The 22,747-nt window shown below is 57.2% G+C and carries 18 protein-coding genes, 2 tRNA genes and 1 pseudogene; 11 read left to right on the forward strand and 10 right to left on the reverse strand.

Features of this window, described 5'->3' with window-relative positions; all coding sequences use genetic code 11:
- Nucleotides 1–7: 7 nt before the first annotated feature.
- From mutM to ACI0FG_RS16580, 5 genes are all read right to left on the reverse strand, one after another.
- Nucleotides 8–838, reverse strand: coding sequence for a bifunctional DNA-formamidopyrimidine glycosylase/DNA-(apurinic or apyrimidinic site) lyase (gene mutM / locus ACI0FG_RS16560; RefSeq protein WP_419786117.1), 831 nt, complete (start codon nucleotides 836–838; stop codon nucleotides 8–10).
- 52 nt (nucleotides 839–890) lie between these two features.
- The gene (locus tag ACI0FG_RS16565) at nucleotides 891–1,382 is read right to left on the reverse strand and encodes a hypothetical protein (RefSeq protein ID WP_419786118.1); all 492 of its coding nucleotides are present in this window, start codon (nucleotides 1,380–1,382) and stop codon (nucleotides 891–893) included.
- Between the two features lie 3 nt (nucleotides 1,383–1,385).
- Nucleotides 1,386–2,660 carry a ChaN family lipoprotein gene (locus ACI0FG_RS16570; RefSeq protein ID WP_419786119.1) on the reverse strand — a complete coding sequence of 425 codons (1,275 nt, stop codon included), beginning with the start codon at nucleotides 2,658–2,660 and terminating at the stop codon, nucleotides 1,386–1,388.
- Complete coding sequence (locus tag ACI0FG_RS16575; RefSeq protein WP_419786120.1) at nucleotides 2,657–3,385, reverse strand: DUF429 domain-containing protein; 729 nt, start codon at nucleotides 3,383–3,385, stop codon at nucleotides 2,657–2,659. Before ACI0FG_RS16575 ends, ACI0FG_RS16570 begins: the two co-directional genes overlap by 4 nt.
- Nucleotides 3,386–3,486: 101 nt before the next feature.
- Nucleotides 3,487–4,752 carry a phenylacetate--CoA ligase family protein gene (locus tag ACI0FG_RS16580; protein ID WP_419786121.1) on the reverse strand — a complete coding sequence of 422 codons (1,266 nt, stop codon included), beginning with the start codon at nucleotides 4,750–4,752 and terminating at the stop codon, nucleotides 3,487–3,489.
- 207 nt (nucleotides 4,753–4,959) lie between these two features.
- On the opposite strand from ACI0FG_RS16580, the gene ACI0FG_RS16585 reads away from it, so the two are divergent.
- A tRNA-Lys gene (locus ACI0FG_RS16585) sits at nucleotides 4,960–5,035 on the forward strand.
- Nucleotides 5,036–5,050: 15 nt separating this feature from the next.
- Nucleotides 5,051–5,126 (forward strand) — tRNA-Glu (locus tag ACI0FG_RS16590).
- 639 nt (nucleotides 5,127–5,765) lie between these two features.
- Here the strand turns inward: ACI0FG_RS16590 and ACI0FG_RS16595 are convergent.
- From ACI0FG_RS16595 to ACI0FG_RS16610, 4 genes and pseudogenes are all read right to left on the reverse strand, one after another.
- Nucleotides 5,766–6,785, reverse strand: a complete 1,020-nt coding sequence (locus ACI0FG_RS16595; RefSeq protein WP_419786122.1) for a virulence RhuM family protein — start codon at nucleotides 6,783–6,785, stop codon at nucleotides 5,766–5,768.
- Nucleotides 6,786–6,880: 95 nt separating this feature from the next.
- Nucleotides 6,881–7,084, reverse strand: coding sequence for a tyrosine-type recombinase/integrase (locus ACI0FG_RS16600; protein ID WP_419786123.1), 204 nt, complete (start codon nucleotides 7,082–7,084; stop codon nucleotides 6,881–6,883).
- 148 nt (nucleotides 7,085–7,232) lie between these two features.
- A pseudogene (locus ACI0FG_RS16605) lies at nucleotides 7,233–8,275 on the reverse strand (IS3 family transposase).
- 130 nt (nucleotides 8,276–8,405) lie between these two features.
- Nucleotides 8,406–9,446: a TIGR00180 family glycosyltransferase gene (locus tag ACI0FG_RS16610; RefSeq protein WP_419786124.1), complete on the reverse strand. Its 1,041-nt coding sequence runs from the start codon at nucleotides 9,444–9,446 to the stop codon at nucleotides 8,406–8,408.
- 453 nt (nucleotides 9,447–9,899) lie between these two features.
- Here ACI0FG_RS16610 and rfbF point away from each other — a divergent pair, with 453 nt between their 5' ends.
- The 9 genes from rfbF to ACI0FG_RS16655 all read left to right on the forward strand — a co-directional run bounded on the left by rfbF (nucleotide 9,900) and on the right by ACI0FG_RS16655 (nucleotide 20,452).
- On the forward strand, nucleotides 9,900–10,688 hold the full coding sequence (gene rfbF, locus ACI0FG_RS16615) for a glucose-1-phosphate cytidylyltransferase (protein ID WP_419786125.1): 789 nt from the start codon (nucleotides 9,900–9,902) through the stop codon (nucleotides 10,686–10,688).
- 10 nt (nucleotides 10,689–10,698) lie between these two features.
- Nucleotides 10,699–11,742 (forward strand): NAD-dependent epimerase/dehydratase family protein, encoded by a 1,044-nt coding sequence (locus ACI0FG_RS16620; RefSeq protein WP_419786126.1) that lies wholly within the window; start codon nucleotides 10,699–10,701, stop codon nucleotides 11,740–11,742.
- On the forward strand, nucleotides 11,742–13,778 hold the full coding sequence (locus ACI0FG_RS16625; RefSeq protein ID WP_419786127.1) for a B12-binding domain-containing radical SAM protein: 2,037 nt from the start codon (nucleotides 11,742–11,744) through the stop codon (nucleotides 13,776–13,778). Before ACI0FG_RS16620 ends, ACI0FG_RS16625 begins: the two co-directional genes overlap by 1 nt.
- 12 nt (nucleotides 13,779–13,790) lie before the next feature.
- Nucleotides 13,791–14,771: a class I SAM-dependent methyltransferase gene (locus ACI0FG_RS16630; RefSeq protein WP_419786128.1), complete on the forward strand. Its 981-nt coding sequence runs from the start codon at nucleotides 13,791–13,793 to the stop codon at nucleotides 14,769–14,771.
- Between the two features lie 9 nt (nucleotides 14,772–14,780).
- Nucleotides 14,781–15,947: a radical SAM protein gene (locus ACI0FG_RS16635; protein WP_419786129.1), complete on the forward strand. Its 1,167-nt coding sequence runs from the start codon at nucleotides 14,781–14,783 to the stop codon at nucleotides 15,945–15,947.
- Nucleotides 15,948–15,951: 4 nt separating this feature from the next.
- On the forward strand, nucleotides 15,952–16,716 hold the full coding sequence (locus ACI0FG_RS16640) for a cephalosporin hydroxylase family protein (protein WP_419786130.1): 765 nt from the start codon (nucleotides 15,952–15,954) through the stop codon (nucleotides 16,714–16,716).
- 2 nt (nucleotides 16,717–16,718) lie between these two features.
- On the forward strand, nucleotides 16,719–17,270 hold the full coding sequence (rfbC, locus tag ACI0FG_RS16645; RefSeq protein WP_419786131.1) for a dTDP-4-dehydrorhamnose 3,5-epimerase: 552 nt from the start codon (nucleotides 16,719–16,721) through the stop codon (nucleotides 17,268–17,270).
- Nucleotides 17,267–18,496, forward strand: a complete 1,230-nt coding sequence (locus ACI0FG_RS16650; protein WP_419786132.1) for a methyltransferase domain-containing protein — start codon at nucleotides 17,267–17,269, stop codon at nucleotides 18,494–18,496. The genes rfbC and ACI0FG_RS16650 overlap by 4 nt, the downstream gene beginning before the upstream one ends.
- Before the next feature lie 153 nt (nucleotides 18,497–18,649).
- Complete coding sequence (locus tag ACI0FG_RS16655; protein WP_419786133.1) at nucleotides 18,650–20,452, forward strand: ABC transporter ATP-binding protein; 1,803 nt, start codon at nucleotides 18,650–18,652, stop codon at nucleotides 20,450–20,452.
- Between the two features lie 853 nt (nucleotides 20,453–21,305).
- Here ACI0FG_RS16655 and ACI0FG_RS16660 read toward each other — a convergent pair.
- The gene (locus tag ACI0FG_RS16660) at nucleotides 21,306–22,085 is read right to left on the reverse strand and encodes a hypothetical protein (protein WP_419786134.1); all 780 of its coding nucleotides are present in this window, start codon (nucleotides 22,083–22,085) and stop codon (nucleotides 21,306–21,308) included.
- Nucleotides 22,086–22,747 lie beyond the last annotated feature (662 nt).

The following is a 22,747-nucleotide window of genomic DNA, read 5'->3' on the forward strand; positions in this document are numbered from 1 at the left end:
ATTGCGGTTAGCGATTTTTGCGTCCTCCGGGCTGGCAATGGGGGCAGAAAGTGGAAGTTCGCCCCGCCACCTTGACGGCAACCAGCGGGGTGCCGCACACCCGGCACGGCTCGCCCTTCCTGCCGTAGACATTGAAGCTGTTCTGGAACGCCCCGGCATCGCCGTCCGCATTGACGTAATCCCGAATGGAACTGCCATTTTCCGCTATGGCTTGGCGCAGCACGGCCTGCAACTCGCTGCACAGGGTGCACAGCTGCTCCGGCGGCACGCGGTCCGCCCTGGCCTGGGGGTTGAGACCAGCCCGAAACAGGGATTCGTCCGCGTAAATATTACCGATTCCGGCGACCACCTGCTGGTTGAGCAGCAGTCCCTTGATGCAGCCGGAGCGGCAACCGATGCGCTCGGCCAGCTCGGCAGCGTCGGTGGACAGCGGTTCCGGCCCGACCCTTTGCAAAAAGTCCCACTGCTCCAGTTCGCCCGGCGGGAAAATCCGCACATAGCCGAACTTGCGCATATCGGAAAAGGAGAGTTGGCTGTCGTCGTCGAGAAGGAGGAGCAGCCGGTCGTGGCCGTTTGCCGCGCGCTTCGGGCCATGTACCACCCGACCGGTCATCTTGAGATGAAAGACGAGGGTCCAGCCGTTGTCCAGGTCCATGAGCAGCACCTTGGCCCGGCGATGGACGCGTGCGACGGTGCGACCCTCCAAACGGGGGATCAGATCCTCGGCAAGGTCGCTCAATCGTGTCAGATCCACATAGGCGGCCCTGACCACGGTTCTCCCTTGCACGGTGCGATGCAAACCGCGCGCAATGACTTCGACTTCGGGAAGTTCGGGCATGGCTTGGTCTACCTGAAAAGCGGCAGCGTGAAAAGCGCCCGCAGGCGCGGACCTAAGGACAAAAAACGTCGAGCAGGGACGGTTCGTCCGGCCTGTCGGTACTGATCCAGAAGACAAGGTCGTCCTTGCTCCAAATGAGATGAGCGCGTCCCATTCCCTCAAAGCGGTAGATGGACACCCCGTTTCTGTCTATCCGCTGCGGTTGATTGAAAGGCGAGTTCGGATTTTCCACCATTTTGTGGACCATCAGCCCTGTCTGGCGGCGCGCTTCCGACTCCGAGGCTACGCGGGAAACCCACACCTCGGCGGGGCGCTCTCCCCCTACGCCCGTTGTCCGGGCATAGCGGCCGATGACGCTTTCTTCAGCCGAAAGCGCCTTGCCGTGCAGCTTGTCCACCTCGGCCTGGGCGTCCGCGCCATCTATACGCTGCACCAAAATCATTTTGCCAATCCTGTCGGGCAGGAGCTGCACCAGCCCCGCCGCCTGGACGCGCAGCGGCGCCAGCAGCATCAGCAACAACAAAAAGAACGAATAAACCCGCATCCCCTACTCCTTGCCGGACGCCTCCGCATCCGGGGACGATCCCTTCCGATCCATTTTTTTCATTCCGGTTTCTTCCTTGGTGGATACCCCGGCGGACGACGCAGCCTTTTTCGGCTTGGCCACGCCCAATTTTCCCATGTCCACACAGATCACGTCATTGCCCCTTCGGACCTTGAAGACCAACGGCTTGTCCGCCTCATGCACCTTGAATCCCGCCCGGTGTAGATCATAGAGGTGTTCCAACGCCACTCCCGAGGCTTCCAGCAGCACATCGCCGGGACGCAGCCCGGCCTTGGCCGCCCGCGAGGCGCGATCCACCTGCTCCACCAGCAGGCCGCCCCGGCCGTCGTCCGTAAATATCGCCCCCATCTTGGAGCGGTAGCTGTTCGGACTGTAGAAAAACACATCGCCCGCATCCGCATCGAAATCACTGCCACGCCACGGCATGACCAACAGGATGCGCGCGCCCGGATCAAACCGGCGGATACGCCGGGCGATGCCCCAGCCGTACTCCACGTGGCCCGCTCCGGCAACGACGAATACCGGCCAGTCGTACTGTTTGCGCAGCCGCACGGCCTGCTCGGCCATCTTGGAGTCCCAGATGGACTGGACAAGCTGGAACCGCTCCCGCGCGGTGGCATTGTCCGCATCCATGCTGTCGTGCCCCGCGTACACTTCATTAAGAAAATCAAGCTGCTCCTTCGCCGGAGGCACGATCTCGGCCGGGAGCCAGCGGCGCTGCTCCTCGGTCAGCCCCTCCAGCCCCTTGCGGGCCACGGTCCGGGCCACCGATGTCGGCACGTTGAGCCCGGCCACAGGCAGGCTATCGCGCCGGATGAGGGTGAAGAGCGGCTGAAACAGAGAAAACGGATAGCCCCACGAGGTCTTCCAATCCAGCTCTTCAGGGAGGTCCTCCACCGCAACCTGCCCCTTGCAGAAATCGTCCAGCTCATGCTGCCTGTCCACGGCCACCATCTCAAGCCCGACAGACGGCGGCCGGTCCGAAGCAGCCAGGACTTTCAACAGTTCCTGCTGCACCCGGTGGTCCCACACGTTGCGGTGCCCCTCGCCCACCAAAATATAATCAACATGGAGGGCCATGTCCGCAATGTCGTTCAAGGTCAGGTGGTCGCCGTATTTGGAGACGAAGTCCCCTTTTTGGGGCAGAAAAGTAACGTCCAGCGGCGGCGTTTCCACATGCCTGGCGCAGGCCCCCAGCACCAGGGACAGGGCAACGGCAAGCACCGAAACAAAGTTGCGAAAATTGCGGTTGTTCATGACTCCCCTCTCGCTGCCGGATGCCAGATGGCCATTGGCAATCCTTCCGCGTCTGTTTCCGGCCGCTGCAACCCGGCCGGGTGAAAACGCGGAGGCCTGCCGCTCTCCCTGGCGGCCACGGCCAGGATGCAGGCATCGAGCATGTCGTCCCCGGCCACGATCGTCCGGGGGTGCAGACGGCGCGAATCCGCCAGCAGAAATTCCACTTCCGGCATGAAGTCCCGGATGATCCGGAACCGCTCCAGGCCGCCCAGCAAATCCTTCTTGGCAAAAGACGGAAACCCGCCGTTCAGGCAGCCAAAGCACAGCTCCGGGTGGGATTCGAAGACCATATCCCGCACCTCGGGATGCGCCCGCAGATAGGTATCGACTTCCCGAATCTTTTTCACAATGCCGAGCGATTGCTCGGAAAGTGACTTTCCGGTAAGTTCACGGTTTATCGATTTCGCTTCATCCTTGGTCGCAGCATACACCGCCCTGCGGACCGGGGTATTGAAGATGGTGGAGGACAGGTGGGCTGGCAGCGCCTTGCGTGCTTCCGCATCGGCCTCGCGCACGCCCCTTTCGGGCAGGCCCACAGGCATGTCCACGAAGACCCGGGTGATGGGGCCATACAGCTCCCACACCTCGGAGAACTCCCGGCACAGAGCGGACCGTGCGCCATCGGGACCCAGCCCAACGGCGAACCAACCGCCCTTGCAAGCGTCAACGCCCACGTACCACATGGCTCCTCCCTCTTGTCGCCGCTCGCCAGAGCAACGATGAAAGCGCCCGGTCCGGCGGACATGCCGGACCGGGCGAGATACTCGTCGCGAACGCGCCGGGACTAATCCCAGGTGCGCTTGTCCTCGATGGGACGAATCTGGGGAGGCAGGGTGCCGGGTGCCAGTACCTTGAGCATGGGCCGCAGCTTGATCTTCTCACGGAAGATGTGGAGCAGCTCCTCTTCCTGGTTGAACTGGCCAGCCTCGATGGAAAGGATCATCTCGTCGATGCCGCCGGGGTTGGTAACCTCGATCTGCCACCGCTTGACTTCCTCGAACCGGGCCATGACCTGCTCCACCTGATGGGGGTAGACGAACATGCCCTTGATGCGGGCCGTGGTATCCACGCGGCCGACAATGCCGCCCAGACGGGGGCTGGTACGGCCGCAGGCGCATGGGGCGCGGTCCAGGTAGCCCAGGTCGCCGGTGGCCAGACGGATGAGGGGGTAGGTCTTGTTGAACGCGGTGACCACGATCTCGCCGACCTCGCCGTCCTTGAGCGGAATACCGGTATCGGGATGGCAGATTTCCACAAAGGCGCGGTTGGAGAGGTGCAGGCCATTCTTATGGAAGCATTCGTAACCGATGCAGCCCACGTCGGCCGTGCCGTAGCCCTGGCGCATGATGCAGTCGAACTTTTTCTCCAGGGTGGAGCGCATCTTCTCGGAGAACTTCTCGCCGGTAACGAAGGCCACTTCCAGGAAGAGGTCCTTGCGCAGGGAGAGGCCCATTTCCTCGGCCTTTTGAGCCAGATGCATCAGGTAGCTGGGCGTACCCACGTAGCCGGTGACGCGCAGCTTCTGCATGATCTCGATCTGGGAGTTGGTGTTGCCGGGACCGGCGGGCACCGTGGCGCAGGAAAGATTGCGCAGCGGCTCCTCGAACATCAGGCCGGCCGGGGCCAGGTGATAGTTGAAGGTGATCTGGGACAGATCGCCGGAGCGAAAACCGGCGGCGTAGAACCCTTCGGTCCAGCCCCAGTAGTCCTCGCTGCGATCCTCGGGATCGAAGATGGGCCCGGGGGACAGGAAGACGCGCTGCAGCTCGCCAAGGTCCTTGGTCAGCAGCCCGCCAAGGCGCGGGCCCATGGACTGGAGGAAGATCAGCTCTTTCTTCTTAATAATGGGAATGTGCTTGAGATCGTTGAGAGAGCGGAACTTCTCCACGTTGAACTGAGCGCGGTCGAACCGCTTCTTCACGTCCTCGGAGTAGCGGTATGCATAGGAGAGCAGCTCCTTCAGCTGCAACTGGCAGTACTGCCTGCGCTCGGATTCGTCGAGCACCTCACGGCGGGAATAAATCCCTTCGGTGCGGTCTTTTCTAGTCATATCAATGCTCCTGTATGGAAAATTGCCGAATAGTCGGGGATAGGGAATATACCACTCCAGAGGATTTTTGCAAGAAAAAATTTAAATCTCCATTAATGTCAGTGTGTTAGAATATAGAAAAACTCTTTTGGCAATGCAGAAATTGTGCTTGACACCGCTGAGCCAAATAGATAGACATACCCACCTTGGCGCACGGGTCGTTGAGACGGGTCGTTAACTCAGTTGGTAGAGTATCTGCCTTTTAAGCAGAGAGTCACTGGTTCGAGCCCAGTACGACCCACCAAAAGACTATAAATGCGTCCCCATCGTCTAGTGGCCTAGGACTCCGGCCTCTCACGCCGGCAACAGGGGTTCAAACCCCCTTGGGGACGCCAAGACAAATCAACGGGTTACAGCAAATCGCTGTAACCCGTTTTTGTTTGCGTGTAAAATTTCGTGTAAATTGGAGCTGAAAAGCCCCGGAGATTAGTGTCTTCGGGGCTCTTTTTAACCGATCTCTTTGTTTCTACTCAGTCCACTTGTAATTGGTCCCAGTATGCGCACAGCCTTTTGCCGCCTGGATTCTCGAAATTGTTGTGTGGAATGTCGTATATATCAAGTAGTAGCTGCTCTACGTATTTAGCCTGCCGGTTTGGCAATGGAAGGTAAGTGAAGTATACTAATAGTTCATCTGAAATCTCTTTATCTCTAAGGTGAGATATAAGCCTAGCGTTGATTCTGCCCTTACCAACATAGAGGGCCTTCATGTGGAATAGTTCATGCTTGCAGCAATAGTCTTCCTTATGCCATAAAATATATATCCCAAACTCGTTGTTGGAAGAGCTTATCAGGCCATCTGAAAACTTTTGCTTAAGTGACTTATCAAATATCCATCCAATATTTTCTGCAAGTAACTATCAAGCCGGACAGGGAAGTTTGTTTCTTTTGCGATGAGATCATCAAACTCAGAATCTAAATCTCCGCAAGAACAGGGGCAATCAAAAAAACAAAAATCAGACATTTTGAAAAATACATTATTTCTTCCGCTCAATTCCCTTCACCAACTCCTCAAAGTCCCGCTCGGCTTCGATTTCGGCCTCTTCCAACTCACGTCGCCTACGAGCATCGTCATACGCCTTGTATTCACCATGGGCATGCTTTTCAGCCTGCTTGTGGGATACCTTCCCGGCATTGGTGAGGGCGTCGCGCTCGTTAAAGGTCAAAAAGCGGTCAGTCATTTCAATCCATTCGTCCATCGTAATGCGCTGTCTCTGCTCGGCGCGATCCTCGGCGTAGTCGAGGAACATGACCACAAGGCGGTCCAGCTTGGTGAGTTCGTCTTGTTGGAGGTAGTTTTTGGAGGTCATTACGTCACCCTTGCGGACCACATACCCTTTGAAGCTGGTTAGCCCCATGTTGGGCAGGGCCGCGTCTGCGCGTTCCACTACAATTTCTGCGGCAGTCTTGCCCGTAGTGGCAAAAAGCATCTTGTTTTGGATGGTCTTAAAGAACATCTGGGCTGTTTCCGACTTGCCGTCATAATCGGCACTGGTCTGAGAAAACAGGTCTTTGACCTTCTGGTAAAACCGCTTCTCCGAGGCCCGGATCGTCCGGATGCGCTCAAGCAGTTCATCGAAGTAATCCCAGCCGCCAGGATTCTTCAGCCGCTCGTCGTCCATGGTGAAGCCTTTGACCATGTATTCCCGCAACCGTTCGGTAGCCCATCGACGGAATTGGACGCCCACGGACGAGCGGACGCGGTAGCCCACAGCGATGATGGCATCCAGGCTGTAATGCTTGGTCAGGTACTCTTTTCCGTCCGAAGCAGTTATTCGGAAATTCCTAACAACTGCCCCCTCGGCCAGCTCCCCATCTGCAAATAGTTTTTTTAGGTGCTCGTTGATCGTGGGAATCGAAACCTGAAAGAGCTCAGCCATGAGCTTCTGGCTAAGCCAGGCCGTTTCATCCAGGAAGCGAACCTCGACACGGATGTTTCCATCCGGGGCCGGGAAGATGTCTATTTGAGATCGCGGGGCAGGGGCGTTGTCACTCATGGGGCGTCCTTCTGATTTGATGACCGACCATAGTACAGGCCACCATTCTCAACAAGTACGCACGGGCGATGGGAAAGCACGAGGCTTGTTGCATGTTAGCCGACCACGTCTTCCAGAACGTTCTTGATAATGCCTAACCGGTGTAGATATCGAGTCGTAGTCATCGAGTTTTTATGCCGGAGGATGGCTTGAATGGTCGGGATGTCCACTCCCTCCTGCGCAAGTATTGAGGCCGTCAGATGCCGGATTCCGTGAAACGTGAAGTGCTTCACCCCCGCCCGCTTGCACAGGATTTTCATGAGGAGCTGGCGCCACTTATACGGTGATCCGTCCTCGGTACTGAAGACAGTTCACCAACCCGCTGCGTATGATGTTCTGAGAGCGCTTGCCGAAGCCGATTGGTCAACGGAAGCCAGTTGTGACCTGCCCCCGGTTTATGTTCCGGGCTTATGTTAGCCTGCATTCTTCCTGCTGGGGTTGTCCAGTCCCCAGTCTAGCTCCCCCTATGGGGAGTCGCGCGACCGGCGCAGGCGGCTTGTATCCCAATGAACTGTGAGGCCTGATCGTATTGTATTCCTGCCGCCAGTTTTCGATCACAACCTGTGCTTCCTTCAACGAATAGAATATCTCACCATTCAGCAATTCATCCCGTAGCTTCCCATTGAAGCTTTCGCTGTATCCGTTCTCCCAAGGGCTACCAGGTTCGATGTATGCCGTGTTCACTCCGACGTCTTCAAGCCATTTCCTGATCGCCTTTGCTGTGAATTCTGATCCGTTGTCCGATCTAATGAAATCCGGCTGACCTCTGGTCACGAACAGGTCGGCCAGAATGTGCATTACGTCTTCATTCCGTATTCTTCTCGCTACAGGGATCCCTAGGCATTCCCTCGTAAATTCATCAATGATGGTCAGCATACGAAACGCCTTGCCGTCATGCGTCCGGCCATGACAAAGTCATAAGCCCAAACAGGATTGGGCCAGCAAGGACGAAGGCGCAAGCACGATCCGTCATTCAACCACAGACGTCCTTTCTTGGGTTGTTTCTGGGGGACTTTCAGCCCCTCATGTCGCCATATGCGTTCGACCCGCTTGTGGTTCACATGCCAGCCTTCATTTCGAGGAAGTGCCGTAATTCGCCTGTAGCCATATCGTCCGTATTCGCTGGCAAACGAAATGATGGCGCTGGTCAATGCTGCCTCATCATCGGCGGCACGCTTTTGATATCGCTGGCTGAATCGAGATTGTCCAATGACCTTACATGCTCGACGTTCAGACACATGGAAGACATCCTGGACATGATTTACACATTTGCGGCTACGTTCAGGGCTTAGAAGTTTCCCTTGAGTGCCTCTGAAAGGATTTGTTTGTCCACACTCAAATCAGCAACGAGTTTCTTGAGCCTGGTGTTCTCGCGCTCCTTGAGCCAAGACAACGTCGGCTTCTCTGAGCTTGAAAATGATCTGTTCTGGGGTGTGTCGTTTGATGGCCATTTCCTGCCCCCTTCATGGCCATACTATTAACATCGATGTGGGCCAGTTTTCGGAGGGGGGCAGGTCAGAGGGAAGATACCACCTCTGTCGGTATGTCAACGCTGGATATTCGCTTGGCGAGACAAAACAGTCATCCCTTCAAAATAGCCTTGATGGATTCCAGTTCCCGCAGGGTATCTTCCCCGCTCCGTTCAAGAAGCAGCTCCATATAGGTCTTTTTGGGGGCGCCGGACGCGGTTGCCACCGTCGGGGCGGGCCTTTTGCGGCCCAGCACCTTTCTGAGAAAGGACTCCCACTCCCGGCGGAGCCTGTCCTTCATGGTCTTGGGAGGACGGTCTCCCAGCCAGTAGAACGCGTTCCGGTCATAACTCCAGATGAACAGGAGGGCTATGGCGTCTTCCACATAGCGCCGGGCCGCATTTGCCGGAATGCCTTCCTTGTCGCCCATGTACTGCGTGGCCGCCCGCTTGAGCGCCTCCAGTTCCGGAAAGTACCGGGGATTGGAGATGTGGTCCTTGGCATTGCCCCGCAGGCGCAGGCACTTGTCCTCCGGCGGGAGGAGATTGACCACGTAAAACGGGGTGTCAAACCGCGCCGACTTGCCGTGGATCAAATGCATCAGCGTGGTCCCGTGCTCCAACAGCGTGTAATTGACCAGGTTTTCCGGCTGCCTGCGCAACGCCGTCTTCCAACTGTCCGTGCGCTGCAACGCGTAAAAGATCGGATAATAGTTGGCATGATGCTGCAGCAGCCTGACCCCGGCGTGGTCCGAGTCCACCGGGAAGAGATAGGAGTCGTACACATGGGGATAGAGTCTCCCCTGGTTATAGTTGACGACGACCCCCTGGGCCGACGAATAGTCCGGGTTCTTTTCCAGAAAATCCAGGCTCTGCTTCACGGCTATTTGCAAGGGGAAGATATCGTCGGCATTCATGAGCATGTATGGCGTCTCCACCAGCTCGGCCACGTGCTGCCGGAGTTTTGCTACCAGGATCTGCTCCGGGCAATGGACATACTGCACCCGCTCGCTCTGCGACAGGGTGGGATGCGGGGTGGCCGTTGAATCGAGAATGATAATCCGGACGTCAAATTCGCTGATGTGGGCCAGGACCTGATCAAGGGAATGCGGACGGTTGTAGGTCGGGATGACGATGGTCAATAATTCGTGCATTGGTACCTTCTGACGGGGGGGGGGCACTCACGACTGGTCAAGTTGCCGGTCATACATTTTTCAACAAAAAACTGATTTTCGCCAAGTGGGATGAGTTGAATTCATGTATGACGGTATAGCAACAGCGTCTATGCTTGATACTCTCCCGGTTTTCAATTGTCCCAAGGTGTCGGGTTGCTTATTTTCAAAATTGCATTCATTGTCTAAAATGCTGCAGCTGTCAATATCGCTTTTAAGGTTATAGCGTGCACATTGATGGGAAGAGATCGGCCTGCCGCTCTAAAAAAGGAAGTCACTAATATCGGGTAGACATGTTTGCTGCAAAAGCATACTATCTTCAGTCGATATTGTTATCCGCTTAATATGTTTATCTAATTCTGTTGATAAAATTATGGCTACCAGTACTTCGGGCTATCCAGCGCGAGCAGAAAACGCAAGAGATGAGAATACGACATGCAGACCATCATCATGTGTGGCGGGTTGGGAACCCGCCTGCGGGAAGAGACTGAATTTCGCCCCAAACCCATGGTCAGTATCGGCGAGAGGCCGGTTCTCTGGCACATCATGAAAATCTATGCCCACTTCGGGCACACCGAGTTCATTCTTCCCCTGGGCTACAAGGGCAAGATGATCCGAAACTATTTCATCAACTACGAGTTCATGCACAACGACGTCACCCTTGAGTCGGGCAACCGGAACGCCTATGTCCAGCACAACTGCCACGCCGAGACCGGCTGGAAGATCACCCTGGCCGATACGGGCCAGGACACCAAGAAGGGCCAGCGCATCAAGCAGGTGGAACGGCACATCACCGACGACATCTTCATGCTCACCTACGGTGACGGCGTTGCCGCCATCGACATCAACGCCCTCATCGCCTTTCACAAGTCCCACGGCAAGATCGCCACGGTGACCGGGGTGTACCCGGGCGCCCGCTTCGGTGAACTACAGCTGGACGGGGAGCAGGTCGCCTCGTTTTGCGAGAAACCGATCAACTCCAAGCGGGGCAGGGTCAGCGGCGGCTACTTCGTGTTCAACAAGGCGGTGTTCAACTATCTCGACAACGGGGTTGATCTGGAAAACGGCGCCCTGGAGCAACTAGCCCGGGAAGGCCAGCTGATGATGTACCCGCACGATGGATTTTGGGCATGTATGGACACGTTGCGCGATATGCAGTACCTGAACGACCTTTGGGATAAGGGGTGTGCGGAATGGAAAGTCTGGAACACCTGCAAAGCATGACGAGGAATCCATGAAAGTTCTCATTACAGGTAACATGGGCTACATCGGCCCCTGTGTCGAAGAGCAGTTGCGTGAAACCCATCCGGGCGTCGAACTGGTGGGACTGGACATCGGGTATTTTGCCCACTGCCTGACCAACAGCAAGGTGCTACCGGAGACCCGCATCGCCACACAGCTTTTCATGGACGTCCGCTCGGTCCCCGAGTCGGTATTCAAGGACGTGGATTGCGTCATCCACTTGGCCGCCATCTCCAACGACCCCATGGGCAACAGCTTCGAAGCGCCCACGGTGGCCATCAACGCCGAGGCCACCAAGGCCATCGCCGAGGCCGCCAAAAAGGCCGGGGTCTCCCACTTCGTCTACGCATCGAGTTGCAGCATGTACGGCTCGGGGGGAGACGGCGCGCGCACCGAGGACGCGCCCCTCAAGCCCTTGACGGCCTACGCCCGCTCCAAGGTCGCCTCCGAGACGGCCCTCGGGGCCATGGCGGACGAGTCCTTCACCGTCACCAGCCTGCGGTTCTCCACGGCCTGCGGCATGAGCGAGCGGCTCCGTCTCGACCTAGTCCTCAACGATTTCGTGGCCGGCGCGGTGGTGGACAAAAAAATCACCATCCTGAGCGACGGCAGCCCGTGGCGACCGCTCATCCACATCCGAGACATGGCCCGCTCCATCGACTGGGCGAGCACCCGTTCGGCGGACAACGGGGGGAACTTCGTGGCCGTCAACGTGGGTAGCAACGCCTGGAACTACCAGATCAAGGACTTGGCCGAGGCCGTGGCCGACGTCATCGGCGGCATCGATCTTTCCATTAATACCGACGCCAGCCCGGACAAACGGTCCTACAAGGTCAACTTCGACTACTTCGCAGGCCTCGCCCCGGCCCACCAGCCGCAGGTAACGCTGGAAAAGGCCGTTTCGGAGTTGCACGCCGGGCTTTCGGAAATGAACTTCGCCGAGACCAACTTCCGGGATACCTGGTACATGCGGCTCAAGGTGCTGAAGGAGCATCTCGACAGCGGGAGACTGAACGCCGACCTAGGGTGGAGCTGATGCGACTGCCCGTCAAAATATACCTCACGGATCCAATACACAACTACATAGGGAGCAAAGACAACTGGATGATTCCCTTGAACGTGCTGAACCTGTCGGCATGCGCAAAGGAACAATTCGGCGATGACGTCGACATCCGGTGTTTCAAATTCCCGGACCAGGTTCTCGACGCCATCGAGGCGGACCCGCCCGATATCATCGGCACCTCCAACTACATCTGGAACGCCGAGCTCTCCAAGCTCATCCTCGAATACGCGAGAGAGCAGCGGCCGGACACGCTGACGTTGATGGGCGGCCCCAACATCATCGAGGATCAGGCGTGGATGACGGAATTCCTGGCGTCCACGGAGTGCGACATCTACACGCAGGGAGACGGCGAGCTTCCCTTTTCCGACATCATCTCCGCATACCTGAAGCACGGCGGTGACAGGATCAAGGTCCTGGAAGGGGTCGGCCTCGGCAGCGTCTGGATCAAGACCGCTGGAGCGGCCCGCTTCGTGCCGGCCAGGGAGGATCTGAAGGACCTCGACCGACTCCCCTCCCCCTTTGCTATGGGCCTGGCAGACGAATTCCTGGATCAGGGCCTGATCGCCAACATCGAAACCAACCGGGGTTGCCCTTTTTCCTGCACGTATTGCGTCTGGGGAACGGGACACGCCGTCCGACAGTTCGACATCGAACGCGTGAAGTCGGACCTCGATCATTGCCGAAGGCGCTCCAAAGACGGCCAGTTGATGATAAACGACGCCAACTTCGGCCTGTTTGGACGCGACCTCGAAATCGCGGGCTATCTCAAGGAGCTGTCGGACGAGCACGGCTGGCCGACCAACGTGGTCGTCAACTGGGGCCAGGTCAGGTCCGAAAAGGCGCTCGAAATCGCCAACACCCTGCGCGGGGTCTGTATCTTCAGGCAATCCTCCCAATCCATGGACCCCGAGGTGTTGAAAAACATCAACCGGAAGAACGTGTCCGCCGAACAGTGGCGGACAAGTATCAGCCACTGCAAGGAACAGGGCGTCGAGTCCTTCGGCGAACTCATCCTCATGCTTCCGGGAGAAAGCCTGGCATCCTACCTCGAAGGCTTGCGCATCCTCTTTTCCTACGATGTCGACTGCATCAACACCAACCAGTTGCAGTTGCTCAACGGCGCCCCCATGAACACGCCGGAGGAACGCCGCAAGTACGGCATGAAGACGAAATGGCGCCTCTTCGAAAACGCCTACGGCATTTACAAGGGGAAAACAGCCATCGAATCCGTGGAACTGGTGTGCGAGACCAACTCGTTCCAGGAGGAGCAGTGCTATCTCACCCGGCCCCTGAGCTGGCTGATCCAGATGAGCTGGACCCTGCACCGCCACGACCTGCTGATCCGCCTGTTGTCCACGGTCGGAGTCAACCCCGTGGACTTCTTCATGGAAGTCCTCAACCAGGCGTCCTCGGCCGCCCCGGCCGTGGCCCAACTATTCGACGAATTCATGCAGGACACCCGCAACGAGCTATACGACTCGCAGGAGGAGCTGGTCGCCCACTACGCCACGCCGGAAAGGATGGAGGCGTTGCGGGAAGGCGACTTCAAGAAGCTGAACACGCACTATTCCAGCTACCTGCCCGAGCTCAACGTCGAATTCATGGACCTCTACAAATCGGTGGCCCGCTCCCTGTGCGCATCCGTGGACGGCCTGCCAGAACATTTCATGCGGCAGATCGACGAGTGTTGCGAATACCTGCTTCAGCGCAACATCAACGCCTCAGAGCTCGAAGCCGTGGAGGCCGGCAAGTCCGTCCGCAAACGGATGGACTTTCACTTCGACTTTCTCCGTTGGAGCCGGGACACCAAGGGCACGAGCCTGGCCGAGGCCGCCGGAAGCACGCCCTTCACCTACGAGTTCTACGTCTCGGACCAGCAGAAGGATGCCATCTGCGGGCACATGCGCAAATTCTCCGGTATCTCGCGGGAATACCAGCTCAGAAAACTGCACGAGCCGTTTTACGGCATCCACAAGAAGCATCTCCTGTTCAACATCAAACCGGCATAACGACGGGTAAACATGTCAAACAACGACAACGATATCCAAGCCGAGGCCCAGGCCTTCGACTCCCGCATAGACCAGCGGGTGGCCGCAGGGTTCGTTCCGGACCTTCGCCGGGCCGTCAAGTGCGAGTACTTCTACAAAAGCTTCTGGCGCGATCCGCTGTTCATCAAGCTGTATCTCGGCTGGATTATGGACGGCTTCCTCGACCTGCTCGACACGCACTGCGGCAAGGGGCTGCGCATCCTCGACGTGGGTTGCGGCGCGGGCTACATGTCCCTTGAGCTGGCCCGCAACGGCCATCACGTGGAGGCCCTGGATATATCGGCATCCTGCATCGGCCATGCCCGGCAGGTCCTGGAGGAAAACCCCTATACCGAAGGGTTCGGGTCGCTGAACTACAGCGTCCTTGCCTTTGAGGACATGCAAAAGGCCATGGCCGACAAGACCTTTGACGTCATCCTGTTCAGTGTGTCCATGCACCACATGATGGACGTGCAGGCCGTGGTCGACGTCTGCCACGCCATGCTGCCCGACAAGGGGCACTTGGTGTTCTACGAGCCGTGCCATGAGCGGTTCCGAGTCCAGGACGCCGCACAGGTCGCCCTCATCCGGGGGCTGCTAGCCCTGACCGGATACTGGTATGACCCCGAGGACATCCTGCCCCACCTCAAGGACGACAAGGCTCTGGCCGCCTATTTCGAAGACACCCATTACGAGTATGTCATGGAACGGGACAAGAACGAGCCGGGTGGCCAGTCCCCCCACGACCTGGAGGCCAACGGCGAGGAGATCCTGTCCGCGGCCCGAAGCCGGTTCAGGGAAATCGAGACCCGGCCGGGATGCTCCTTCATCTACCGACTGCTGGGCGGCCTGCGCGGGGACGAGGAAAAAGTCAAACAGCTCGCCGAGTTCATCACCCTGTACGAACGGGTCTGCGTGAACAACGGGTTCATCAAGGAAAACATGTTCTATTTTGTCGGCCAAAAGGACGCATAGGAATTCGATATGCCGAAAGTCTATTTCACACCTGATGAAATGTGCACGACCATTAAACTGGAGATGCGCAGGGTTCAGGACTTCTTTCTGGTCAACGACTGGGAAGTGACCACCGACCCGGACCAGGCGGACCTGCTGCTCTGCCTGACCTGCTCGGGCTGGGAAAAGCTGGAGCACAACTCCATCCACACCCTGCAGAGCCTCCAGAAATACGGCGACAAGGTCGTGTCCGTGGGATGCGTGAACAACGTCAACCCCGAGGGGATCCGGGCCGTGCATTCCGGACGGTGCATCGACACCCACAACTTCGAGCACATAGAGTCGCTCATCGACCATCCCAGGGTGACCATGAAAGAGCTGTCCGCGCCCTCCATGTTCCGGACCAGGGAGGACTATCGGCTCTACGACCTGACCAAGCGGTTCGTGAACATCGCCATGGGCTGTTCGTTCAAGTGCACCTACTGTCCCCACCGCATCGGGCTGGGCCCTCTGCGCAGCCGGACCCGCAAGGACATACTCAACCAGATTGAGGAGCTGAAGCAGGAAAACCTGCGCATCCTTGTCCTGACCGGCATGGAGACCGCCTACTACGGGACGGACATCGGCACCACCTTCCCGGAATTGCTGCGGGACGTATTGGCCATGGACGGACACTTCGACATCCACGTGGCCCAGTTCCACCCCATCGGCGTGACCAAATATGCGGATGAGCTGCTTCCCCTATTCTCCAACCCCCGGGTCACGGACATCCAGATGCCCATCCAGTCCACCAGCCCCCGGCTGCTCAAGATGATGGGCCGCCCGCAGCTATCCGAAAGGTTGGGCGACTTTCTCCACCAAGTGTCCGCCAACAACTCCCGAGTGGTGCTGCGCACGGACCTGATCATCGGCTTCCCCACGGAGACCATGGAGGAGCTGGACGCTAGTATCGATTTTGCCTCGGCCAACTATGACGAGGCCGCAGTGTACGGCATCGAAATTCGCAAGGGACTGCCCACTGAAAAATATCTAGACCAGACCTTTTCCGCCGAGGAACTCCACCGGCGTTGCGCCTACGCGGCCAGCCGCCTCGAAAAGGCCGGAACCATGGCCCACGGCGGCCAGCAGAGCGAAGAATCCCTGCTGGACCTGGAGGCCAGAAAACAAAAAATCCGTGAAAAAAAGGGAGCCTGCTAACCCCATGATCACCATAGATACCGAAAACGCCGTCGTCACCGTCGAGGAGGCGGGGCAGAAGACGTCCTATCCGTTCAATTCCGACGAGGCCTTCGGGGTTATGGCCAAGGCCATGCTCCGGGTGGGCTGGGACACCAAGTACGTATACAGCTTCACCTGGATGGGGCGGCCCATCATCCAGCTGCCCGACGACATGATCCGCCTGCAGGAGATCATCTATGAGGTCAAACCGGACGTGATCGTGGAAATCGGCGTGGCCCACGGAGGATCGCTGGTGTACTCGGCCAGCCTGTGCAAGGCCATGGGCAAGGGCAGAATCATCGGCGTGGACATCGAGATCCGCCCCCACAATCGCAAGGCCATCGAGGCCCACGAGATGTTCGACCGCATCGAACTCATCGAAGGCGACTCCATCTCCGAGGAGACCCTGAACAAGGTCAAGGGACTGATCAGGCCCGGCGAACAAGTCCTGGTGTTCCTGGACGGCTGCCACACCAAGGCCCACGTGGCTGCGGAGTTGGAGCTCTACGCCCCGCTCATCGGCCAGGGTTCCTACATCGTGGCAATGGACGGCATCCAGCGCGACCTGATGGGCGCGCCTCGGGCCAAGGACGACTGGTCCTGGAACCACTCGGCCGCAGCCGCCGAGGAGTTCGTTGCGAAGAATCCGCAGTACGTCATCGTGGAACCGCTCATCCGCTTCAACGAGGGGACGGTCACCGGGCACCACATGACTTACTGGCCCAACGCCTTTGTCAAACGCGTCTGATCATGCGCATAACGCCGTTGCCGCTTAGCGGGTGCTTCCTGCTTGAATCCCAGCCCTTCACGGACCACCGGGGGGCCTTTGCCCGCCTGTTCTGCGCTACGGAGCTGAGGGAGGCCGGCCTGGACACCCCCCTGGCACAGATCAACTTTTCGCACACGGTCGCTCCAGGCGCCATCCGGGGCATGCATTTCCAGTACCCGCCCCATGCCGAGGTCAAGATCGTGCGCTGCCTGCACGGCGCGGTCTTTGACGTGGCCGTGGACCTGCGCCCCGGGTCGCCCACCTTCCTGAACTGGCACGGCGAGGTGCTCACCCCGGAAAACCTGCGGGCCATGTACATCCCTGAGGGATTCGCCCACGGCTTTCAGTGTTTGGAGCCGGACTCGCAGCTCCTCTACCTGCACACCGCAAACTACGCCCCGGACTTCGAGGGCGGCATCCGCTTTGACGACCCCGCCGTGGGCATCCAGTGGCCGCTGCCCCCTGCCGATTTGTCGGAACGCGACAGAAAACACGCTCTTATCGACGATAATTTCCAAGGAATACAGATATGATATGCCGCCATTGCCACACCCCTCTCGACCATGTCTTCATCGACCTGGGCAGTCAGCCGCCCTCCAATTCCTTTCTCTCCAAGCCCCAGCTTGACGAGCCCGAGGCAACCTATCCGCTGAAGATCTACACTTGTCCCGAGTGCTTCCTGGTTCAGGTGGACGAGTACAAAAAGTCCTCGGAGATCTTCAGCGAGGAATACGTCTATTTTTCCTCCTACAGCACCTCCTGGCTGGAGCACGCCCGGAAATACACGGACATGGCTGCGGACCGCTTCGGGCTGGGCAGCGAATCGCTGGTGGTGGAGATCGCCTCCAACGACGGCTATCTGCTCCAGTACATGAAGGAGAAGGGCATCCCCTGCTACGGGGTGGAGCCCTCCCTGGCCACAGCCGAGGCCGCCGCGCAAAAGGGCATCGAATCCGTGACCGAGTTCTTTGGTCAGACCCTGGCCGAACGTCTGATCGGAGAGCGGGGGCCGGTGGACCTGCTCATCGGCAACAACGTGCTGGCCCACGTCCCGGACATCAACGACTTCGTCAAAGGCATCGCCGCCATCCTCAAAAAGACCGGCGTGGCCACCTTGGAGTTTCCCCACCTAATGCGCCTTGTGGCGGAGAACCAATTCGACACCATCTACCATGAGCATTTTTCCTACCTGAGCCTGAACACGGTGCAACGCATCTTCGCCAAGGCCGGGCTGCGCGTCTTTGACGTAGAGGAGCTGTCCACCCACGGCGGCTCGCTCCGGGTCTTCGCCTGCCCCGAGGCTGGCGACCGCCCGGTGTCCCAACGGGTGACCGAACTCCTTGGCCGGGAGATGGAACTCGGCATGCGCCGGATGTCCTACTACGACTGTTTTCAGGACGCGGCCGACCGCGTGCGCGATGATCTGCTGGCCTTCCTGAAGGAACAGAAAAAGGCCGGCAAGAGCTTGGCCGCCTACGGGGCCGCAGCCAAGGGCAACACCCTGCTCAACTACTGCGGGGTGTCCACGGACCTCATCGACTTCTGCGTGGACGCCTCCCCCCACAAGCAGGGGCTGTTCATGCCCGGCAGCCACATCCCGGTGCTCGCGCCCGAGACCCTCAGGGAGCGGAAACCCGACTATGTCATGATCCTGCCGTGGAACCTTACCACGGAAGTCGTCCGGGGACACGGCTACATCAAGGATTGGGGCGGCATTTTCTTCGCCGCCATTCCCCGGCTGACCCTGCACCGTCCCTGACCCACGACCGCCCCGCTCCGGCAGCCGGGATCCATCCCTCCCCCAGGCGGACTGGAATTCCGGCCTTGCTACAAAGGGATAAATACCCCAACATGGGGCCTCCCCGGTCCCATGTCATTGTCGGGGCCGGAAAACAGGCGATCAGGAGGCTTCTTGGCCCGCAACACGCAATTATACGAATTCGGAAATCTTCACCTCCTCAAACGGAGCGTGAGCTATTTTGCCCCCTACAAATTCCGCGTGGTCGTGGCGGTCATCGCCATGGTGCTCTACACGCCCGTGGCGCCGGCCCTGGCCTGGCTGACCCGCTACGTCATCGACGACGTACTGCTGGCCAAGGATCTGGGCATGCTCAAGCTCTGCGTAGTCGGACTGGTCGCCCTCATCATGTCCAAGGGAGTGCTCCAGTTCATCCAGGCCTATGTGATGAACGCCACCGGCATCCTGGTGCTACGCGATCTGCGGCACGACCTGTTCAACAAGATCATCCGCCTGCCCGCCTCCTTCTTTGCCGACAGCGAGGTGGGCATGCTCATGAGCCGCATCGTCAACGACGTGGTGACGGTCCGGCAGTGCCTGCCCAGCGTCATCATGTTCGCCCGGCAGATATTCACCCTCCTCGCCCTCATCGGCATGGCCATCTATCTCGATCCGTACCTGGCCTTCTGGGGGGGAGTGGTACTCCCCGTGGCCGTCTACCCCATCATCTATTTCGGCAAGAAAGTGCGGAAATACGGCCGGAAAATGCAGTCCGAACTGGCCGGAGTCAATGTTGTCCTCAACGAGAGCTTCAGCGGCATCAAGGTCATCAAGGCCTTTGCCAACGAACATGGGGAAGAGAAGCATTTCAGCTGGGAGAACAACCGACTGACCCGTCTGATCATCCGGCAGCTGCTCTATGCCGAATCCTCCTCGCGGATCATGGACCTGTTCGCTGCGGCGGCCGGGGCCATCGTGCTCTGGATCGGGGGGTGGCGCATATACAACGGCCACCTGACCCCCGGTGAACTCACGGCCTTTTTGGCCTGCCTGATCCAGCTCTACGAGCCGGTCAAGAAGATCAATATGTCCAATAGCCAGATCCAGGCCGGCTTAGCCGGGGCCGAGCGCGTCTTCGACATCCTGGATTCCCCGAACATCGGGATCGAGGAGGACGGAACCGTAGAATTCGACGGGAATTTCAAGGAGTTGACCGTGAGCGATGTCCGGTTCAGCTACCCGGATGCCCCTGTCCCGGCCCTGGACGGCCTCTCCTTTTCCGTCAAAAAGGGGCAGCGGGTGGCCATTGTCGGCCCCAGCGGAGCGGGCAAGACCACCCTGGTCAACCTCTTTCCCCGGTTTTACGACATCCAGGCCGGGGAGATCCGGTTGAACGGCCTGCCCCTGCCCGAGTATAGACTCAAAAGCCTGCGTCTGAGTCTCGGCCTGGTTTCCCAGGACGTGTTCCTGTTCAACGGAACCGTGGCGGACAACATCGCCTACGCCTGCGACGAGTACGACATGGCCGATGTGATGCGAGCCGCCAAGGCCGCCTATGCCCACGATTTCATCGCTGCCATGCCCAACGGCTACGACTCGCTCGTCGGCGAGGGCGGAGTCAAGCTCTCCGGGGGCCAGAAGCAGCGCCTGACCATTGCCCGGGCCATCATGAAAAACCCGTCACTGCTCATTCTCGACGAGGCCACCAGCGCCCTGGACACCGAATCCGAACGGCTGGTCCAGAAGGCCTTGGAGAACCTGATGCAGGGCCGGACATCCATTGTCATCGCCCACCGGTTGTCCACCATCCTCAACTCGGACGTCATCATAGTCATGGCAAAGGGTTGCCTGGTTGCCAGCGGGACCCATCGTTATCTCCTCGATAACTGCGAATTGTATAACCATTTATACCAAATGCAGTTCAACGACTCAGCCGCCCAGCAGCCAAAAGCCCAACCCTGCGATTGCGAAACCTAAGCAGAAAGGGCACGGCAAAGATGCCGAACGACGAGCAGGGGGACAAGGTTCTGGTTTCCAGGGCGCATTTCATCCATTCGATCAACTCGCGCATGAGTCGGGGTTGCCAAAGGGCGTGGCCGTCTCAAAGACCAATTCGATCCGTTGGTCGTGTTCCAAAGGACGTGGCGCACAGTTCGAGGGAGTCTTGAAGTTGCTGCGATGGCGTTCGTCCTTGATGCTACGGCGCGACACATCCCGATGAAGCTGACGAATTTACTCCCCCGTCGACGGAATATGTCCCCAAGACGAGCACCTGCTCCATGGTCTTAACATCTCCGGCAACCTCCTGCGCCTCGCGCAAGGCGGAAGATCGATTGTTCCGACGCATGACAATCAACATCATGTGCAACAACCGCACGACGTCCACGACGCCGACCGCCTACCCCTGGGCATCAAACAGCGTCGGGTCCTCATTTCGGTGGAAAATTGTCCCATTCATTCGTGGCTCGTCCGTGGCTCCATGCGTATCAAACGTGCTTTTCATGGCGTTGGTGGTGTTTATAACTGGCTAAAACAACGTAGGTAAGAGACTTCCCTTGGTTTTCAATATACCCTCTTACGCCGGCAACAGGGGTCCCCCCCTTGGGGACGCCATTGAAATCAAAGGACTTACGAAAAATCGTAAGTCCTTTTTTTGTGCTTGGCACAAATCCTGGACGCAAATATTTTTTCTTGTATAAATTCGCTGCATTGGGGGAGACAATTTTTTTAGATCATGTTAGCGACGTGTTTTTGTGTCGTGTCTGTAATATATTTACATTACCTAAGAAGTGGTGAGGGGCCTAAGTGTGAGCCAGTTATTGCCTTGTAATCATTTCCCATGGGCTTGCTCATAGTAGTAATCCATATACATCTCGCCGTCATAGCACTGATAGCAGTATAGCTCGCAGTCATACTCTCCCACCTCCATCGAGTACGTTTCTCGCCCCAATAGAATCTCGCCGCATTTTTCACATTGATGCACATCTTCCTGATGTCCGCACACTAGGCAGGTATTGATCTCGTCTTGGTAAACGAAAGTTTCGTAATTGCATGAAGGGCAAAAAAGGATGTCTTGATAGTCGTTGTCTGCAATATTCTTCAAAGCGGCTTGATAGAGGCTTTCTCCATATTCAGAAATTTCAAGCACCTTCTTCCAAATTTCTGAATCCACATATGAATCAATGAATTTATCTAAGTGCTTGTTGAAAAAATGAGATAGAAAGCCGATCAACCTAGCGAAGATAACCTTTGCCTCTTTTGGGTTAATTTCGAACTCATAATGGACAATAGCATCCCGTTTCTTAACCGCAGATTTGATCGTTCTAATTTCTTTCTCGGTGAAGTTGCATGGACATAATTTCTGAATCCGGGACAAAGCCTTTCGAAGGCTGATCGTGTGTTTTTGGACATCAACATCTTGATAAACAAAGGCTGGGTGCTCATTTCTCAAGCGTTCTTTGAACGACAGTTCGATAGCTTGAACCAAATTGAGAATTGCAAACTTCCACTGCCAGGGTGCATTTTTTGCTTCAACAGCTTTTCTGGCTGCCTCCTCAATAAATGTGCAGGCATTTTTAAAAAGGGACATCTTAATTTCATGCGTTTCCATGCAGAACCTCACAAATTCATTTAAACGTCATAGCCTACCCTAATTCAGTGTACGTATTGAAGGTCTCACATCTTGTAGTATTTTTACAGTCTATTTCATCTGGACGAATCCACTTGCTTGCCAAAGCTAAAGCCTGCTTTTGGAGATCTCCCTTGACATAATATAACTCCTTCTATTGTTATTGCGAATAGTTGCTTAGCGTCCTTTAACTCTACTTGGGAAAGGCAAAATTCATAATAGCATGGAATCTCCACTACATGGCAGGATTCGGTTTAAAATCGGAAGACAAGACTGATGATGCTTGGTCTAGTTCGGTCAAATTCGTACGCAAATGGGTGAAACACCGCATTGAGCGCAACAACCTCTTGAATGATGCATACTGGAAGGGGTAGTTTTTTCTCACGATTCATGGGCTCCCGCAGGCAACGACCTCTTCTTCATTAAAATATCCAGGTCTTCTGAGGAAGTTTTAAACTGCCCTCGCTACTGGGCATTGCAATATTTCCATCCAGATGACGAGCCTGCAAGGAAATGGAAAGTCAATATATCCATCGAGACACGAAAGACTTCCCGTAGAAATCCGAAGCATAGTTGTGCTCCGGCAGGCTCACGAACAGATATTCACGTCAACAGAGCGCACTTTCAACCACGTCACGATGGCT

Source organism: Pseudodesulfovibrio sp. 7M6, from assembly GCF_050058625.1.
Classification (GTDB): domain Bacteria; phylum Desulfobacterota; class Desulfovibrionia; order Desulfovibrionales; family Desulfovibrionaceae; genus Pseudodesulfovibrio; species Pseudodesulfovibrio salinus.

What these genes read in the sequence shown, in the direction of transcription:
- mutM (WP_419786117.1), bottom strand. Translation starts at nt 838, where the DNA reads ATGCCCGAACTTCCCGAAGTCGAAGTCATTGCGCGCGGTTTGCATCGC.
- ACI0FG_RS16565 (WP_419786118.1), bottom strand. Translation starts at nt 1,382, where the DNA reads ATGCGGGTTTATTCGTTCTTTTTGTTGTTGCTGATGCTGCTGGCGCCG.
- ACI0FG_RS16570 (WP_419786119.1), bottom strand. Translation starts at nt 2,660, where the DNA reads ATGAACAACCGCAATTTTCGCAACTTTGTTTCGGTGCTTGCCGTTGCC.
- ACI0FG_RS16575 (WP_419786120.1), bottom strand. Translation starts at nt 3,385, where the DNA reads ATGTGGTACGTGGGCGTTGACGCTTGCAAGGGCGGTTGGTTCGCCGTT.
- ACI0FG_RS16580 (WP_419786121.1), bottom strand. Translation starts at nt 4,752, where the DNA reads ATGACTAGAAAAGACCGCACCGAAGGGATTTATTCCCGCCGTGAGGTG.
- ACI0FG_RS16595 (WP_419786122.1), bottom strand. Translation starts at nt 6,785, where the DNA reads ATGAGTGACAACGCCCCTGCCCCGCGATCTCAAATAGACATCTTCCCG.
- ACI0FG_RS16600 (WP_419786123.1), bottom strand. Translation starts at nt 7,084, where the DNA reads ATGAAAATCCTGTGCAAGCGGGCGGGGGTGAAGCACTTCACGTTTCAC.
- ACI0FG_RS16610 (WP_419786124.1), bottom strand. Translation starts at nt 9,446, where the DNA reads ATGCACGAATTATTGACCATCGTCATCCCGACCTACAACCGTCCGCAT.
- rfbF (WP_419786125.1), top strand. Translation starts at nt 9,900, where the DNA reads ATGCAGACCATCATCATGTGTGGCGGGTTGGGAACCCGCCTGCGGGAA.
- ACI0FG_RS16620 (WP_419786126.1), top strand. Translation starts at nt 10,699, where the DNA reads ATGAAAGTTCTCATTACAGGTAACATGGGCTACATCGGCCCCTGTGTC.
- ACI0FG_RS16625 (WP_419786127.1), top strand. Translation starts at nt 11,742, where the DNA reads ATGCGACTGCCCGTCAAAATATACCTCACGGATCCAATACACAACTAC.
- ACI0FG_RS16630 (WP_419786128.1), top strand. Translation starts at nt 13,791, where the DNA reads ATGTCAAACAACGACAACGATATCCAAGCCGAGGCCCAGGCCTTCGAC.
- ACI0FG_RS16635 (WP_419786129.1), top strand. Translation starts at nt 14,781, where the DNA reads ATGCCGAAAGTCTATTTCACACCTGATGAAATGTGCACGACCATTAAA.
- ACI0FG_RS16640 (WP_419786130.1), top strand. Translation starts at nt 15,952, where the DNA reads ATGATCACCATAGATACCGAAAACGCCGTCGTCACCGTCGAGGAGGCG.
- rfbC (WP_419786131.1), top strand. Translation starts at nt 16,719, where the DNA reads ATGCGCATAACGCCGTTGCCGCTTAGCGGGTGCTTCCTGCTTGAATCC.
- ACI0FG_RS16650 (WP_419786132.1), top strand. Translation starts at nt 17,267, where the DNA reads ATGATATGCCGCCATTGCCACACCCCTCTCGACCATGTCTTCATCGAC.
- ACI0FG_RS16660 (WP_419786134.1), bottom strand. Translation starts at nt 22,085, where the DNA reads ATGGAAACGCATGAAATTAAGATGTCCCTTTTTAAAAATGCCTGCACA.